General features: G+C 46.1%; 18 protein-coding genes and 1 other RNA gene. 5 read left to right on the forward strand and 14 right to left on the reverse strand.

Annotation, left to right across the window (positions count from 1 at the left end; genetic code table 11):
- The 4 genes from ACTF5U_RS03155 to mraZ all read right to left on the reverse strand — a co-directional run.
- Positions 1-836 (reverse strand): peptidoglycan D,D-transpeptidase FtsI family protein (locus ACTF5U_RS03155; protein WP_438970186.1); only part of this gene is annotated, 836 nt, incomplete at its 3' end.
- Positions 833-1,126 (reverse strand): cell division protein FtsL, encoded by a 294-nt coding sequence (gene ftsL, locus ACTF5U_RS03160; RefSeq protein WP_438970187.1) that lies wholly within the window; start codon positions 1,124-1,126, stop codon positions 833-835. The genes ftsL and ACTF5U_RS03155, both read right to left, overlap by 4 nt.
- Entirely contained in the window at positions 1,123-2,061 is a 939-nt protein-coding gene (gene rsmH, locus ACTF5U_RS03165; protein WP_438970188.1) for a 16S rRNA (cytosine(1402)-N(4))-methyltransferase RsmH, read from the reverse strand. The genes ftsL and rsmH overlap by 4 nt, the downstream gene beginning before the upstream one ends.
- 9 nt (positions 2,062-2,070) lie before the next feature.
- Positions 2,071-2,523 carry a division/cell wall cluster transcriptional repressor MraZ gene (gene mraZ, locus ACTF5U_RS03170; protein WP_438970189.1) on the reverse strand — a complete coding sequence of 151 codons (453 nt, stop codon included), beginning with the start codon at positions 2,521-2,523 and terminating at the stop codon, positions 2,071-2,073.
- Positions 2,524-3,036: 513 nt separating this feature from the next.
- Here mraZ and ACTF5U_RS03175 point away from each other — a divergent pair.
- Positions 3,037-4,527, forward strand: coding sequence for a diguanylate cyclase domain-containing protein (locus tag ACTF5U_RS03175; protein ID WP_438970190.1), 1,491 nt, complete (start codon positions 3,037-3,039; stop codon positions 4,525-4,527).
- 21 nt (positions 4,528-4,548) lie between these two features.
- Here ACTF5U_RS03175 and ACTF5U_RS03180 read toward each other — a convergent pair whose 3' ends face one another.
- From ACTF5U_RS03180 to rsmI, 4 genes are all read right to left on the reverse strand, one after another.
- The gene (locus ACTF5U_RS03180) at positions 4,549-4,989 is read right to left on the reverse strand and encodes a bacteriohemerythrin (RefSeq protein WP_438970191.1); all 441 of its coding nucleotides are present in this window, start codon (positions 4,987-4,989) and stop codon (positions 4,549-4,551) included.
- Between the two features lie 68 nt (positions 4,990-5,057).
- Positions 5,058-6,044, reverse strand: coding sequence for a diguanylate cyclase domain-containing protein (locus ACTF5U_RS03185; RefSeq protein ID WP_438970192.1), 987 nt, complete (start codon positions 6,042-6,044; stop codon positions 5,058-5,060).
- 92 nt (positions 6,045-6,136) lie between these two features.
- An RNA gene (rnpB, locus tag ACTF5U_RS03190) (RNase P RNA component class A) lies at positions 6,137-6,498 on the reverse strand.
- A gap of 24 nt (positions 6,499-6,522) precedes the next feature.
- On the reverse strand, positions 6,523-7,371 hold the full coding sequence (rsmI, locus tag ACTF5U_RS03195; RefSeq protein WP_438970193.1) for a 16S rRNA (cytidine(1402)-2'-O)-methyltransferase: 849 nt from the start codon (positions 7,369-7,371) through the stop codon (positions 6,523-6,525).
- A 68-nt stretch (positions 7,372-7,439) separates the two neighbouring features.
- Between rsmI and ACTF5U_RS03200 the strand changes: the two genes are divergently transcribed.
- From ACTF5U_RS03200 to ACTF5U_RS03210, 3 genes are all read left to right on the forward strand, one after another.
- Entirely contained in the window at positions 7,440-9,317 is a 1,878-nt protein-coding gene (locus ACTF5U_RS03200) for a penicillin-binding protein activator (protein ID WP_438970194.1), read from the forward strand.
- A 3-nt stretch (positions 9,318-9,320) separates the two neighbouring features.
- On the forward strand, positions 9,321-9,680 hold the full coding sequence (locus tag ACTF5U_RS03205) for a YraN family protein (protein ID WP_438970195.1): 360 nt from the start codon (positions 9,321-9,323) through the stop codon (positions 9,678-9,680).
- Between the two features lie 63 nt (positions 9,681-9,743).
- The gene (locus ACTF5U_RS03210; protein ID WP_438970196.1) at positions 9,744-10,319 is read left to right on the forward strand and encodes a BON domain-containing protein; all 576 of its coding nucleotides are present in this window, start codon (positions 9,744-9,746) and stop codon (positions 10,317-10,319) included.
- 50 nt (positions 10,320-10,369) lie between these two features.
- Here ACTF5U_RS03210 and hemJ read toward each other — a convergent pair whose 3' ends face one another.
- Entirely contained in the window at positions 10,370-10,795 is a 426-nt protein-coding gene (gene hemJ / locus ACTF5U_RS03215; RefSeq protein ID WP_438970197.1) for a protoporphyrinogen oxidase HemJ, read from the reverse strand.
- 61 nt (positions 10,796-10,856) lie between these two features.
- Between hemJ and ACTF5U_RS03220 the strand changes: the two genes are divergently transcribed.
- Positions 10,857-11,228: a PilZ domain-containing protein gene (locus ACTF5U_RS03220; RefSeq protein ID WP_438970198.1), complete on the forward strand. Its 372-nt coding sequence runs from the start codon at positions 10,857-10,859 to the stop codon at positions 11,226-11,228.
- Here the strand turns inward: ACTF5U_RS03220 and radA are convergent.
- The 5 genes from radA to ACTF5U_RS03245 all read right to left on the reverse strand — a co-directional run.
- Positions 11,225-12,619, reverse strand: coding sequence for a DNA repair protein RadA (radA, locus tag ACTF5U_RS03225; RefSeq protein ID WP_438970199.1), 1,395 nt, complete (start codon positions 12,617-12,619; stop codon positions 11,225-11,227). The genes ACTF5U_RS03220 and radA overlap by 4 nt on opposite strands.
- Positions 12,612-13,697, reverse strand: a complete 1,086-nt coding sequence (alr, locus tag ACTF5U_RS03230) for an alanine racemase (RefSeq protein ID WP_438970200.1) — start codon at positions 13,695-13,697, stop codon at positions 12,612-12,614. The genes radA and alr overlap by 8 nt, the downstream gene beginning before the upstream one ends.
- 2 nt (positions 13,698-13,699) lie before the next feature.
- Entirely contained in the window at positions 13,700-15,115 is a 1,416-nt protein-coding gene (dnaB, locus tag ACTF5U_RS03235) for a replicative DNA helicase (protein WP_438970201.1), read from the reverse strand.
- 95 nt (positions 15,116-15,210) lie between these two features.
- Entirely contained in the window at positions 15,211-15,759 is a 549-nt protein-coding gene (rplI, locus tag ACTF5U_RS03240; protein WP_438970202.1) for a 50S ribosomal protein L9, read from the reverse strand.
- A 48-nt stretch (positions 15,760-15,807) separates the two neighbouring features.
- The coding region (locus ACTF5U_RS03245) for a DUF2232 domain-containing protein (protein WP_438970203.1) at positions 15,808-16,446 on the reverse strand (639 nt) is incomplete at its 5' end.

Consider the following 16,446-nt stretch of genomic DNA (forward strand, 5'->3'; position numbering starts at 1 on the left):
GGACGTAGGCCATAACGATTATTAGGGTTGAAAGACGGCTGGTTAACCATCGCCAGAACTTCGCCACTCTGAATATCAACAACCACTGCCGTACCGGCTTTGGCATTATGTTCATTAACGGCGTTTTTCAGTGATTGATAGGTCAGGTATTGCAGGCGTAAATCCAGACTTAACTGGATATTTTCTCCGGCTTTGGCGGGACGAATCAGCTCGCCGCCTTCAACGTAATTGCCACGACTATCGCGTACCATACGTTTCAACCCCGGACGTCCGGTTAAAACCGCATCGTAAGTGAGCTCAAGACCTTCCTGACCGATATCATCAATATTTGTGAAGCCGACGATATGTGACGTCACTTCACCGGCTGGATAATATCGCTTGTATTCGCGTTGCAACGCCACGCCGCGGATATTGAGCTGTTTTACCTGGTCCGCCAGCTCGGGTGTGATGCGGCGTTTAACATAAATAAACTCACGGGACTGATTATTAATGATTTTTTTCTGAATATCACTGATCTTCTGCCCTAGCATAACTGCCAATTGAGGCAATTTCTTTTCATCCAGCGCGACATCCTGCGGATTCAACCAGACTGAATGTACCGGTGTACTTATCGCCAGCGGTTCACCCTGACGATCCAGAATCATGCCACGATGAGCGATCACCGGGACCTGACGAAGATGGCGGGCATCGCCTTGATTACGCAAAAACTCAGGGTTGAATATCTGTAGATCAGCCAACCGCCAGCCTAGTCCAACGACGATAAGAATGAACATAATGCGCACCAGGTTGAGGCGCCACAGACCTATTTGGTTATGTAAGTCCTGTCTGCGTTTCATGGTTTTATCACCACAGTCCTATCTGTTTGCGGCACACGCATTTCCAGACGACTACTGGCCTGCTGTTCAACCCGGCTAGGACTTCCCCATGTACTTTGCTCCAGCAATAAACGGCCCCACTCTTCATTGAGCAAATCGCGTTTCTTTTCCAACTGTTGCAGCTGAATAAACTCATTTCGACTGAGGTGTTTGGTATAGATAACAGCCACAGCAGAGAAGATGACCATGACAATCATGGCTAAAACCGGGCTGTCGATTCTGATGTGTTCAAATACAGCTTTCAGATTCACGCCAGCTTCTCCGCAATACGTAAAACAGCACTACGGGCTCTTGGGTTTTCAGCCACCTCAGTTTCATTGGCTTTAATCGCCTTACCGATAATTTTGACTCGTGGATTGAGTTGATCAACGGTGACTGGAAAGTCAGGCGGTAAATCGTCGCCACGCGCCTGATCACGGAAAAACCGTTTCACGATACGATCTTCCAGCGAATGAAAACTGATGACGACTAAGCGGCCACCCACAGCCAGCACGTCCAAGGCCTGCTCCAGAGCAAGCGTCAATTCTTCCAATTCATTATTGATGAAAATACGAATCGCCTGAAATGTTCTGGTTGCAGGGTGTTTATGTTTTTCGCGTGAAGGACTGGCCTTATCAACCAGGTCTGCTAATTGTTTGGTTGTCGTGATCGGCGTCTCATCGCGACTATTCACAATAGCGCGTGCGATACGTTTGCCATAACGCTCTTCACCCAATGTTTTGATGACATGAGCAATATCGTCCATTTCAGCGGTGGCCAACCATTCGGCAGCACTGATACCCGCATCCGGATTCATTCGCATATCCAGCGGACCATCTTTTGAAAAGCTGAAGCCCCGTCCTGCATCATCGAGTTGGGGTGATGACACGCCAATATCCATCAAAATACCATCAATATTGTTTTGCCAGAGTCGGGTATGAGCAGCTGATGCCATTTCAGAAAACGCACAGTGGTCGATAGAAAAACGACTATCCTCTCTCGCCAGCTTTTTGCCGGTAGCTACGGCTTGAGGATCCCGATCCAAACCCAGCAACCGTCCATTCTCCGAGAGTAATGCAAGAATAGCGCGGCTATGACCGCCACGACCAAAGGTCGCATCAAGATACTTACCATCTGGTTTCACAGACAGGCCGGCGATGGTCTCGTTTAGCAAGACTGGCAGATGTTCCGAGTGGCTCTCAGTCATAATTCCGCCTTATATCGACAGGCTTTCTAATTCAGCCGGTAAAATCTCGTCAAAATCTTCTTCCAGACATTCATCCATGAGTTCGTTCCAGGTTTGCTCATTCCAGAGTTCAAACTTGTTACCTTGGCCAATCATCACCATGCTTTTATCGAGCCCGGCAAATTCACGTAACTTGGCTGGTAACAGAATTCGGCCATTACCATCCATTTCACATTCAGTGGCATAGCCGAGCAGCATTCTTTTGAGACGACGGACTTGTGGATTCAGGCTGGGAAGTCCGGTGAGTTTTTCTTCTACCAGTTCCCATTCGGGTAAAGGGTACATTTGCAGGCAGTGATCAGAATGGTCGATTGTGATAACCAGTCGACCTTCACAACAGACGTCAAGATGCTTGCGGAACTTGGCTGGAATGGCCATCCGTCCTTTTGCATCCAGATTGAATGTTGCTACGCCTCGAAACACTTGATGCCCTCAAAAAACAGGATCCACAAAGATCCACTTTTCCCCACTTATCGACACTATAGGAGTGCGAATGCATGAAGTCAAGCATCAAAATCAACAAATTCCTCTTTTTATGACAATGACTTAGCGCCATTTCATCAAAGTGGGAGAAAAGTGGAAGGGGTGTTTTTCAAGGACATGTTCTTTATCAAAAAAGTGGCTTTGGAAGTTAAAGTAAATTCTAGGAGAACCCCAAATATTTTCCTACTGCCAAGTTCATGCTCAACGTAAAAACTGAAAAGGAGGGAATTAAGATTGGTATTGGAGCATTATGGGAAAACATTTTACTGCACCATAATAGGTCATTAAATAACATAATTTTTTTAAATACTTCAGAATAAAGCAATAGAACCGATAACGATTTTAATGAGTAATGCGACAAACTCGCTTTTACAGAGCATGGTTTTACAGATGAAACTTATGCTTCAGCAGACCAGAGTATTGAGATAAATCTTTCAGGGCGCTGTAAATAAAATGCTTGAGTCCATCAACCAAGATGAGCAAGAGAAACTAACGTCAAACGCGTTGGAGAGCTATAAATTACTAACGGGCTCAATTCCACTATCGCTTCTTATAAGTAGCCTATTAGCCATAATAATGGTCGTAGTATTGTTCGATCATATCGACACTACGAATTTATTCATCTGGCTAATTCTTCTGGTGTGTGTACAACTTCTGAGATTGTTCATTTTTTATCGATTTAGTTATTCATCAAACCTCCGAGAACAGAACATACGACACTATCTGATCGTTTTCAGATTGGGTGCTCTAGCATCTGGCCTGACATGGGGTTGGACTGGGCTGTTTTTTGCAAGAGAAGTCGAACTTATTTATCAATTATTTATCAGCTTTACGCTCGGAGGTCTTGCTGTCGGTGCATCAGCCTCAATGGCCACAGATAAATATGCTGTAATAGCTTTTATTTCCGCTACTCTTTTACCCAATACATTATTTTATTTTCTTTCGGATGGTGAGTTACCGATTGCTATGGGAATTATGCTTTTGCTGTTCGTCGGCTTTCTCTTCAATACAGCAAAAGATCAAGGTAAGAGTATACATGACAATATTCACCTGAGACTTCAAGCAAAACGTGATGAGAGACAGTTCCGAGAAATTTTGAACTTCAGTCCCATTGCTGCCAGCATCTCTACAGTAGATACGGAGAAAACACTGTTCTTTAATAATCGCTATGTTGAGTTTTTCAACTCAACGTCTTCACCGCTTAGTGAAAGTGAAGAAACAGCGTATACGATAGATGAAACTCATATCAAGTCAATTGAAGCAAGACTAAAGCAGGGTCAGAACGTAACCAATGAGTTGATAAAAGTCACATCGCATGGTCAGGACGGTGAAAAGTGGTGTATCGGTTCCTTTCTATTACTGATTTATCATAGCGTTCCCGCTGTGCTTGGCTGGTTTTACGATATCTCTGATCGCATCAAAATGGAACATCAAATCAAATATCTTGCTTACCATGATTCATTGACAGGGCTACCAAACCGCTACTTATTCGAGGATCGTTTAAAGCTATCATTAAGCTATGCCAAGAGGAGCAAACTGGCACTTGGCGTTATGTTTATTGATTTAGATGGGTTTAAAACGGTCAACGACACTCATGGCCACGACGTGGGCGATCAACTTCTTAAAGCCGTCGCAGAGCGTTTAACATCCATCTTAAGAGCGACGGATACATTATCCCGTATTGGGGGAGATGAGTTTCTAGTTTTGTTGCCCGAAATTAAGGATGTTACTGACCTCACAAACATAGCCGAGAAACTACTTAAAGCAACGGCGACTCCTTTCATCATTGCTAAACAAAATATTGAGGTTTCAGCCAGTATTGGTGTCGCTGTTTATCCCCATCATGGTACAACTGAAGAGGCCCTGCTTAAACACGCCGACGATGCGATGTATAAAGCCAAAAAGGACGGTAAAAATAAAGTCGAAATGTACCAGAAGCAATAAATAATAAAGCCTATCAATCACTTACCTATCAAGGACGCGACAATACTCACCAGACCACTCATGGCAATAAGGCGTGATTGATTCATGCTCTCTCAAATGATCTTTCCACCAATGTTTCAGAAAAAGTAACACTTCTTCAGGCTCTTCATACTTTATTGCAGTTTGGATTGTTTTCTTCAGCCCATCAACTGTCTTTTTCTCAATTTCTGCATAATTTTTTATGTGGGGATATTCTGTCGTCATAAGTATGCCTTCTTCAGTCTTTAGATGAAAAAGCATATATTTCAATATCAACTCTAACGTGGGTTTTAACTCCTGTACGCCATATCCTTGTGACAGAAAGTAATAAAAAGAATTAATGGTAGCGATGATTGCACGGTGTTGCTCATCAAGGATCATCTCTCCTTGTACATCATCGTCCTGCCAGTGAATATAAATATTCGTTTTTAAGGATTTCACCATCATCTCTCCTAATGATCATTGATGTTCGTTAAACAGTACCTGATGAGTCAAAGGTTTTGCTGTGAATATCAGGCTTTTAACGTGTATGTGTTCCGACCTCTCTCTTTGGAGTCATATAATGCCGAATCTGCCAGCCCCAGAGCGCGCTCTGGACTTGTATCCTGTTCTGCAGGCTTGGCAACATTTACCCCAATACTGACAGTAACAACATCGCTAATAGGGCTATTTTCATGTTTCAAATTAAGATCCCGGATCGATTGATTGATACGGTTTGCCACTATCTTCGCACCTGTTTCGTTCGTTGCCGGTAGTAAAACAGCAAACTCTTCACCACCATATCGATAGACTCTATCTGAGAGGCGTTTTAGACTGTCAGAAAGAACCGTGGCAACTCGCTGTAAACATTGATCGCCATTCTGATGACCGTAGGTGTCATTAAAAAATTTAAAATGATCAATATCAATCATCATCAATGTGAAAGGTTCTTTTTGTTTTTTAAGCACCTGCCACATTGATGCGAGATGCTCATCAAAAGATCGTCTGTTTGCCAAACCGGTCAAAGCATCTTGTGACGCCAGCTCTTGAAGTTCTGACTGGAAAAGTTTCAGATCAGTCATATCGGTCATGGTTTCGACTACAGCAGACAATTCACCTTTCTCATCGAAAACAGCGCCGGCATCAAAAGACAAATACTTTGTTTCTTTTTTGTGGGGTAAAGAACACCAGTTCTCAGCATGAATCGCTTCTGCGCCTCCCTGAATATGGGTGAATGATTCATATAGATCACCTGGGATGTTATCCATTTGTTTAAGAATGACATCTGCCAAACAGACTCGTTCATGCTCATAGAAAGCCTGCCAGTGCTGTTTTGTGCCCACAATTTCCTCGGAGGGAATCCCTGTAAGGTGTTCACAGGCTTTATTCCAGATAATCACCTGCCCTTCCGAATCAAGGACAAATGCGGCAGTGACAAGATGTTCCATCAATCTTACGCAGAGCGCCATGCTTGGTTGCATAACATTTGTGGACTGGTCGCTAGTGGTATTGATATCCATATCATAAATCCCCTTTGACAATGATTATGGAGAGCTACTATAGCGTGTATGCGATGAAGTTGCAGTGTCGTAGTTCAATGAAACTATTGAAAAAAAAGAGACGACCGATAAGCCGGGTTCTGTCGTGGACAATCATTCATCTGGGACTGATGTCACCATCAGCCTCAAGCAACCTACCCAGGAACAGTACGGGTCGCACATGTCTGCAAGCAGACGTTCCTCTATTTGGTCTTGCTCCAGGTGGGGTTTACCATGCCGCTTCTGTTGCCAGAAGCGCGGTGCGCTCTTACCGCACCCTTTCACCCTTACCGAATTCCGAAAAATCCGGCGGTATACTTTCTGTTGCACTGGCCGTGGGTTTTCACCCCCCAGGGGTTACCTGGCACCTTACCCTTTGGAGCCCGGACTTTCCTCACCAACTATATACAGATGGCGCGATTGCCTGGTCGTCTCTAGCGTGTATTTTACCCAAGCCTGATTATTTCTGCTGAAGTTTCAACGCAAGTTGATAAGCCTGGTTTTTACTCCCGCCGGTAATGGCTGAGACAATGGTCGCGGCTTTTTTCACTGGGAGCTCCGGCAACAGAAGCGTGAGCAATCGTGCCATCTCCTGCTCATCTGCAGAAACCATATCCGTTGCACCTTCAATCAACAAAACACATTCGCCACGCTGTTGATTCTCATCCTGGCTCACCCAGTCACGTAACTCAGATAACGTTCTGGTTTCGATGGTCTCGTGCATTTTAGTTAACTCCCGAGCCAGGCAGGCGCGTCTTTCAGCACCAAAAGCCTCAATGCAGTCTGTTATCGCGCTCAATAATCTACGTGGACTTTCGTAAAAAATCAGCGTGTGCTCGTCATCTTTCAGATTTTCTAATGCTTGCCGTCTTGCCACAGCTTTTGCGGGTAAGAATCCTTCAAATGAAAAACGGTCTGAAGCCAGACCTGACGCGGACATTGCGGCAATCAATGCACAGCTTCCCGGTATCGGTACGACTTTTATGCCTTGCTGCTTTACTAATGACACTAATCGATAGCCGGGATCACTGATTAGCGGCGTACCAGCATCACTGATTAAGGCCATAGACTCACCCTCCAGCAGCCGCTGAAGCAACATTTCACTGCGTTGCTGTTCATTATGCTCATGTAGTGAAATTGTTTTCGTGCTGATCGCGTAATGCTGGAGCAGGTGTTTGCTGTGACGGGTATCTTCCGCCGCAATAAGGGCAACATCCTGAAGTGTCTCAACTGCACGCGATGACAAATCAGACAGATTGCCAATTGGTGTTGCCACAATAAACAGTTGTCCCGGTTGTGAAGCAGTCACCACTTCTCCTTAATATTTTTTTGCAATTGTGGTCGTAATATACGCGAACAGGTAAGATGATGCTTCTTATGTTTAAAACACAGACACCCGATATGACCTTCAGACGCATCCTGTTGTTACCGGCCATTATTCTCCTGTTTCTGACTGCTTGTCAGCCAATTCAGGGACCACACACTCGGCCTCAACCTGTTGAAATTGAAACCCTAGCCGCAGAGCAATCAGGAGATCTTGCCCAGGCCGCAGACGAGTACATGGCCCTTGCCGCCGAGTCAGATGGTGAAAAACAAGCACTTTACGCTCTGCGTGCTGCCAGTTTGTACTGGCAGTTAGAGCAGATTGATAATAGTCATCAGGCCATGTCTCAACTTGATGCCAGCGTGTTATCAGCACAACGCCGATTTGAAGCGTTGTTGTTACGCGCAAAGCTTGCCCTCCATGAAAATAAGGGTGAAACCGCGCTGAAAGTTTTGGACGGTATCGACGAAAATAATTTATCTGCCGCTGAGCGCCAGCAATTATTTCAGCTCAAAATTGATGGCTATGCGTTGACTGAAAATTGGGTCGAGAAAGCCAACACACACCTCAAACTGGATAAGGTTCTGGCTGAACCGACAGCTGTTGAGAGCAACCGCGATACTTTGTGGCAAACATTAATGAAATTGTCGCCTCAGGCTCTGGATTTATTTAATCCGGGTATTCCTCCTGCGGATGACAGCGGCTGGTTTGCATTGGCTTATGCCATTAAAGCTTATGACGCCAATCCTGAAGCGCTTGAAGTGGCTTTGGAAGACTGGCGGCGCAGCTATCCGAATCATCCCGCTGACCCTGAATTATATGAAGATGTCACCGCGACCGGTACCCGCCTTCCCACAGAGATACGCGATATTGCTGTGTTGCTTCCTGGCTCTGGTCCCTATGTTGAAGTAGCTCGTGCGATCAAAGAAGGCATTATTGCTGCACATTATGCAAGCGGCTCCAATGCTCGCCTGCACTTCCTGGAAACCAGCACTGATGAGTACAGTGGACGTAGTAATGTCTTGCAACAATACAACGAGGCAGTCTCTCGTGGCGCCAGTATTGTAATTGGCCCGTTACAAAAAGCGTCGGTTGATACCTTGAGTACCAGTTCAGACTTACCTGTGCCCGTCTTGGCTTTAAACCGTATTGATGATCGATTGAGTCGTCCGAATCTTTTCCAGTTCGGCCTCGCGCCGGAAGATGATGCTGTTGCCTCTGCCCAGTTTGCACGTCAACAAGGCTATCAACGTGCCGTCATTCTTGCCCCACAAGGGGACTGGGGTGAACGGGTGGCGAATGCCTTTGCGCAAGCATGGCGCGAACAAAATGGGTCTGTCCTCTATCGCGCTAGCTATGATGAGTCGGAAAATGATTTCAGAGGCACTTTGATACCGTTAATGGGGCTGGATGAGAGTGAGCGTCGTTATAACTCGCTTAAGGGTACTTTAGGACGCGCAATGGATTTTGAACCACGTCGACGTCAGGATATTGATTTTCTGTTCATGGTGGCTAAGCCATTCAAAGCGCGTCAGCTCGTCCCCCAGTTAAAATTTCATCGCTCGGGTAGGTTACCTTTAATTGCCACATCACATGCCTATACTGGGCAACCCAATGCTCAGCAGGATATCGATCTGAATGATTTGTACATTCCTGATATCCCGTGGATGTTTGCAGAAAATGCCGAACAGGATCCTGCCTATCAGTCGTTGCAGAATCAATCGGCCGAAAACTTTGGTGGCCTGCTCCGACTCTATGCAATGGGTGTTGATGCTTACCGTCTGGTATCCGAGATAAATACACTCAGCCGTGATCCGGAACAGAAATATCATGGGGCGACAGGAGTATTATCTATCAACGCACAAGGGCAGGTTGAACGTGGAATGCCATGGGCCAGATTTAAACAAGGAGAGCTTGAGCTCATTGAGTAGGCTATGTTTGCCAGGGAAAAAGGCCAGCACATAGAGAAACAGGTTTCTTCATACCTGCAAAAACAGGGAATGCGACTTATCACTCGGAATTATCAATGTCGTGGTGGTGAAATAGACCTGATTATGTGGGATCGGGGGACACTTGTTTTTGTAGAAGTGAGATACCGAAACTCAGGTCGTTTTGGTTCAGCACTGGAAAGCGTGAATAAAACAAAACAGTCACGTATCATCCACACCGCTGAACATTATTTGCTACAAAGTCGTGATAACTATCAAGCTTGTCGGTTTGATGTCGTCGCAGTGAGTCCAGCAGAGGTCGGCTATCAGTTTGACTGGGTGAAAAACGCATTTCAATTGGGCTGACTCATGGACTGCCTCACTGCAACAACGTGATAATACGCACACTAGAATTTGAAGGATTCTAAAATGTCTAAAATGAAAAAGTTTGCTTGTCTAACCCTCTCAATCCTGTTGTTGCAAGGCTGTGCTACTGCCGTTGTCACGGGTGCCGCAACAGGTGCATCTGTCGCTTATGATCGTCGCACGACAGGTACGGTCATTGATGATCAGGGCATCGAATTCAAGGCTTCTTACGCGCTGTACCAGAATAAAGAGATCTACAACCAAAGCCACATAAATGTGACTAGCTACAACGGAGTGGTCTTGGTCACTGGTGAAACGCCCAGTGAATCATTGAAGCAACAAGTAACGGCTGAAATAAAAAGAATTCCCAAAGTTCGCCGGATTCATAATGAGTTAGCAATAGCGGCGCCCAGTGCTTTGCCATCACGAAGTAGTGATTCATGGATTACGTCTAAGGTTAAAACCAAAATGACGACGGATAAAAATACGGATCCATTCCATGTCAAAGTCGTGACTGAGCGTGGGGTTGTCTATCTGATGGGGCTATTAAGCCATGCAGAAGCTGACAATGCAGTGAATATTGTCAAAAGCTCAGCGGGTGTGCAACGGGTAGTTAAAATTTTTGAATACACCGACTAACCCAAGATTAGTCATAACGAAAAAAGGGCTCCTATGGGAGCCCTTTTTCGTTAGAACGGTTTTACTACCGCCAGAATAACAACGGTTATTAGGAGCAATACCGGCGCTTCATTAAACCAACGATAAAATGTATGGCTGCGCTGATTTTGATTCGCAGCAAATTGTCTGAGCATTCGTCCACATACACCATGATACGCAAACAGAAACAAAACCAATGTCAGTTTGGCATGTAACCAATGCATCCCCACAAGCTGCTCAAGAGAGTAAAAGCTCATAAGCCATGCACCAAATACCAACGTCAAAATCGCGCTTGGCGTCATGATACCTCGATAGAGTTTGCGTTCCATCACTTTAAAGCGTGCATTTCCTGCCTCATCATCACAGAGCGCATGATAGACAAACAGTCTCGGTAAATAAAACATAGCTGAAAACCACGTGATAATAAAAATCAGATGGAAAGCTTTGACCCAAAGCATGAGTTACTCCTGAATTTAAAACAGTGATAGTATCAAAGGATAGTACAGGGGAGTCGTCAAAATGACACCAGAAAAACGCCGGTTCAGCAGAATACCGTTTGATGCAAAAGCACATATCAATACCGAGGATGGCGATCTATTCCTGAACTGTCAGGTATTCGATGTTTCGTTAAATGGCTTACTGATAGAAAAACCAGGGCAATGGGCAGCAGAAATGCATCAGCCCTGCCGTGTAGACTTACTTCTCGAAGATGGCGAAATCGTCATCGAAATGAATGCACAGATTGCTCATCTTGATTCAGACTCGGTCGGTTTTGAGTGTGAGCGAATTGATCTGGATAGCATTACCCATTTAAAACGGCTGGTCGAGCTTAATCTGGGTGATGACGGGATTTTACACCGTGAATTGGCCACCCTGTGGGATCACGATTAGATTGCTGCTTCACGCAAAGCCGCGATCACTTCAGATAGGTGTTTAACCGCCGTTACTTTCATCCCTTTAAGCCCCTTCCTAGGGGCATTAGCCGCCGGCACGATAGCATGACTGAAACCATGCTTGCTGGCATCACGAATCCGCTCTTCACCCGCCTGAACCGGCCTGATTTCTCCTGTTAACCCGACTTCACCGAACAAGACCCAGTCACGTGGTAATGCTTTATTTCTCAGACTGGAAATAATCGCAGCCAATACCGCCAAATCAGCACCCGTTTCACTCAGTTTCACCCCGCCCACAACGTTGATAAACACATCCTGATCCTGACAGGTAATCCCGCCATGCCGATGCAAAATAGCTAACAGCATAGCCAGTCTGTTCTGTTCCAACCCTACAGTAACCCTACGCGGGTTGCCCAGAGGACTGCTATCGACCAGTGCCTGCACTTCCACCAGCATAGGCCGGCTGCCCTCTCGTATCACTGTGACAATACTGCCGGGCACTGACTCCTCACCGCGGGACAGAAATATCGCAGAAGGGTTACTGACTTCTTTCAAACCCAGCTCAGTCATTCCAAAAACGCCAAGTTCATTAACGGCGCCAAAGCGGTTTTTGACCGCACGTAAAATACGAAAACGGGTTGAGGTATCCCCCTCGAAATACAATACCGTGTCGACCATATGTTCCAGTACCCTCGGGCCTGCCAGCGAACCTTGTTTGGTCACATGCCCGACTAGAATCATTGTGGTGCCACTGGATTTAGCAAAGCGTACAAGCTGGGCAGCACTCTCTCTTACCTGGGCAACGGTACCCGGTGCGGATTGTAATAATTCAGTAAAGACAGTCTGGATTGAATCAATCACCATAACCTGGGGCTGACGCTGGCGTGCCGTGGCGACCATTTGTTCAGCATGCGTTTCTGCCAAAAGTTCAACCGGTGCCTGCTCCAGTTGTAAACGCTCAGCTCTTAAGCGAATCTGCTGTAACGATTCTTCGCCACTGATATAAAGTGGTTTAACGCCACTCGAATCGGCCATGGTTGCCATAGCCTGTAGTAATAAAGTCGACTTACCAATGCCGGGGTCACCACCAATCAACACCACAGATCCCGTCACCAAGCCCCCACCTAACACTCTGTCCAGTTCGGGTAAGCCTGTCGTCCAGCGTATCGCTCTTTCAGAGGTGACCTCGGATAAAGCCTGCACTTCATTTTTCTGTTCACCGGCATAACTACTATGACGGCTTATAGTTGCCTGCGCTGATGTTGAGGCTGACGCCTGTACTTCTTCTGTCAGACTATTCCATGCACCGCAGTCATTGCAGCGTCCGGCCCATTGTGGTGTCTGGGCACCGCATTCTTTACAGACATAAATTCGTTTTACTTTAGCCATTAATCACTTCCCTATGTACACGCTGACAAATGACGGTTACTAACTCGTAGGGGATTGTCCCTGCCAGTTTTGCTAATTGCTCAACAGACAGCCCAGATTCGCCCCACAATGTGACTTCATCACCCACCTCAACCTTGTCAAAACGGTTTAAATCGATACATATTGTGTCCATCGAAACTCGCCCAATAACGGGGGCTTTGTGATCCCGGATAATGACTTCCGCTTTATTAGATAAGTGTCTGCTATAACCATCGCCATAGCCAATACTCGCAACACCAATTCGGGTGGGCTTATCGGCAGTCCAGTCACCACCGTAACCGACCTGATCACCTTGCTGTAAATCGTAAACAGCAATTAAGCGGGTTTTTAGTGTCATGACAGGTTTTAGACCCAGTTCATCCCCATCTTTATCAGCAAACGGGGAAATGCCGTATAACATCAGACCGGGCCTGACCCATTGCTGATGCGAGTCAGGTAATGAAATAACAGCCGCCGAGTTGGAAAGACATACGGGCAAGCCGGTTTCATTTTTCAAGGCCAGCATATGATCCAGTTGCATTTGGTTTCGCTCATCGTCGGCCAGATCGGAATTAGCGAAATGACTCATCAGACCTACTTCACCATAAATATTGTCGCACTGATGCAATCTGTCCAACGCCACAAGAGACTGTTCAGGTCGAATTCCGAGTCGGTGCATCCCGCTATCAACCATCAACCAGTTAAACTGCAGTGGTTTAGGCAGATTTATCGTCTGGAGTAACTGAATCTGGCTATGTAGATGGATAACAGGTGATAAATTGTGTTCTGAGGCGATAACAAAATCTTGCTCGCTATTGACGCCTTCCAGTAAAACAATGGGATGAGTAAAGCCCTGCTGTCGGAGAAACACGCCCTCTTTCAGCCTTGCAACCGCAAAAGCATCGCTGTCTTTTAACGCCTCCGCTGCAGCTAACACACCATGCCCATAGGCATCAGCTTTGATCACTGACATGACCCGACTAGCAGGTGCAAACTGTTTAACTTGAGTGAGATTATGGCGCAAGGCCGCCGAATCTATAAATGCGACTGGAAATTCCACGGTTAAGGTCCGTCGTAACTACTTCCACCCTGATCATCGTAGTATCCGGGAGCAAAATTTTCGAACTTAGTGAATTGCCCCTGGAAGGTTAGCTTTGTCTTGCCGATGGGGCCGTTACGTTGCTTACCAATAATGATTTCGGCAATCCCTTTTTGCTCTGATTCAGGGTTGTAGACCTCATCCCGATAAATAAAGACAATCAAATCGGCATCCTGCTCTATCGCACCAGACTCACGTAAATCAGACATAACAGGTCGTTTATCAGGTCGCTGCTCAAGACTACGGTTCAACTGAGAAAGCGCAATAACTGGCACATTGAGTTCTTTTGCCAATGCTTTTAAAGAGCGAGATATTTCAGAGATCTCTGTCGCACGGTTTTCGCCACTTTTGCCACTTCCCTGCATCAGTTGCAGGTAATCGATAATGATCAGGCTGAGACCATGTTCGCGTTTAAGACGACGTGCTCTTGCACGTAATTCGTTAGGGCTCAGAGCCGGTGTATCATCAATAAACAAGGGCGCATCATTCAATAAGCCGATGGCCGAGGTCAATCGTGGCCAATCATCATCTTTAAGCTTACCTGTTCTGAGATTTTGCTGATTAATTCTACCCAATGAAGAAAGCATACGCATTGCCAGTGCATCGGCAGGCATTTCCATACTGAACACAGCTACCGGTTGATGACTACTGATCGCTGCATTTTCGGCAATATTCATCGCAAATGTGGTCTTACCCATGGATGGCCGACCCGCTACAATGATCAGATCTGCTGGCTGGAGTCCGGTTGTATCGTTATCGAAATCGATAAAGCCTGTAGGCAATCCCGTAATGTGACTGTCTTTTCCAAACAGGGTGTCGATGCGATCAACAACTTGGCTAAGCACCTCTTTAACCTGAATAAAACCACCACCGCGCCGGGCACCTTTTTCAGCGATTTCGAAAACATAGCGCTCAGCAATATCGAGCATTTCTTCTTTGGTCATGCCTTCAGGTTTGAAAGCCATATTGGAAATACTGTTACCGACCTGAATCAGCTGACGTAGTATCGCGCGCTCACGCACAATTTCAGCATAGGCCGCAATATTGGCTGCACTGGGTGTATTACGGGCTAACATGCCCAAATAGGCGAGCTCACCGACCTGATCCAGTTCACCACGCTTATCATGCCACTCGGCCAGCGTAATGACGTCAACAGGTTGCGACTGTTCCATCAATTGTGCAATCGCACTAAAGATTAATTGGTGATCGTGTCGATAGAAGTCTTTTTCCACCAGAACATCAGCAACATGTTCCCAGGCAGCGTTGTCCAGCATGAGACCGCCGAGCACAGATTGCTCAGCTTCGACAGAGTGTGGCGGGACCTTAAGTGCCTCTGTGGCGGTATCCTTGAACGAATCTGGATAGCTAATTTCTTCCACAGTGTCACCTAACCCCTAACAGATAACAAACAACTCACAACGAGACTGTGAGCATAGCAGAAAACGGGATCGGACGAGTCCGATCCCTGTCTTTCTTAATCTTCTTCTTGTGCTTTAGCAATCGCTTCAGCTTCTTCCAAAGCGGCTTCTCTTGCTTTTTTGGCTTCTTCAGCTTGTGCTTTTGCTTGAATTTCTGCTTCTGATGTCACGAACACTTTCACAGTTTCAACCACATCAGCATGCAATTGCACGTCAATGTTGTATTCACCTGTGTGGCGAAGTGGACCAGTCGGCAGACGAACTTCGTTACGATCCACATCAGCACCTGCTGCGTTTAACGCATCAGCAATATCGGCAGCTGTGATTGAACCGAACAACTTACCTTCCACACCAGCGTTAGCCATGATAGCCAGTTCACCAGCTGAAACCAGCTTGGCTTTACGGCTTTCAGCTTCAGCTAATACTTTAGCTGCTGCTGCTTCCAAATCAGCACGACGTGCTTCAAACTTTTCTCTGTTTGGCTTGGTTGCTGGTAACGCTTTACCAGTCGGTACCAGGAAGTTACGACCAAAGCCTGACTTTACGCTGACTTCATCGCCCAGATTACCAAGCTTTTGAACTTTTTCTAGCAAAATTACTTGCATCGTTCTATCCTCATCCGCAGTGTTTAACTGCTTATTCAAATACTCACATCACTCCGCTTGAGAGCGTTTGCGAAAATTAAACCACTGATCCAAAACACCTAAGGTTGCTAACATCATCACCATTTGTGGCAGCATGATAACCAGCAATACATACATCGTTACTAACCAGGCCGAACTTTTTTGCCGTGCATTGACGAAGGCATGGACAATAGCTACTCCCTGAACACCAAATGCCACCAGCATTACTGGTAAACAATCAGCCAGTAACGACATAGAGTCTCTCACTGGCGTTAGCGTCAGAATCATTAACACTGCAGTAAAAATCGCTGCAGGTTTGCCCAGGCTGACCTGTCTGAACTCTTCGCCGAATGCGCCCGGATTATAGAGATTTGACTGCCATGCACGACCGATAATAAGTCCCACAATAGCATTCACGCTCACCCCGGCAGCAACAAACCCCGTCATCATAGCTGACCAGTTTTCAAATAATTGTTGTGTTTCTGTCTGCCCCATCTGCCAACCTGGTTGCTCGGTCAGCGAATTCATAAAGGGTTCAAGCATCTGTTGCCACCAACCTGATAAATCAGGAATAAACAGGTGCATCAGCACAACAATAAGTAATCCAACCCCACTTGCCGTTAACACTGCCGTCGCAAATGAACGGGTGTAACCTAATGCCAGTGTTGC

The organism is Methylophaga sp., from assembly GCF_965655755.1.
Taxonomy (GTDB): Bacteria; Pseudomonadota; Gammaproteobacteria; order Nitrosococcales; family Methylophagaceae; genus Methylophaga.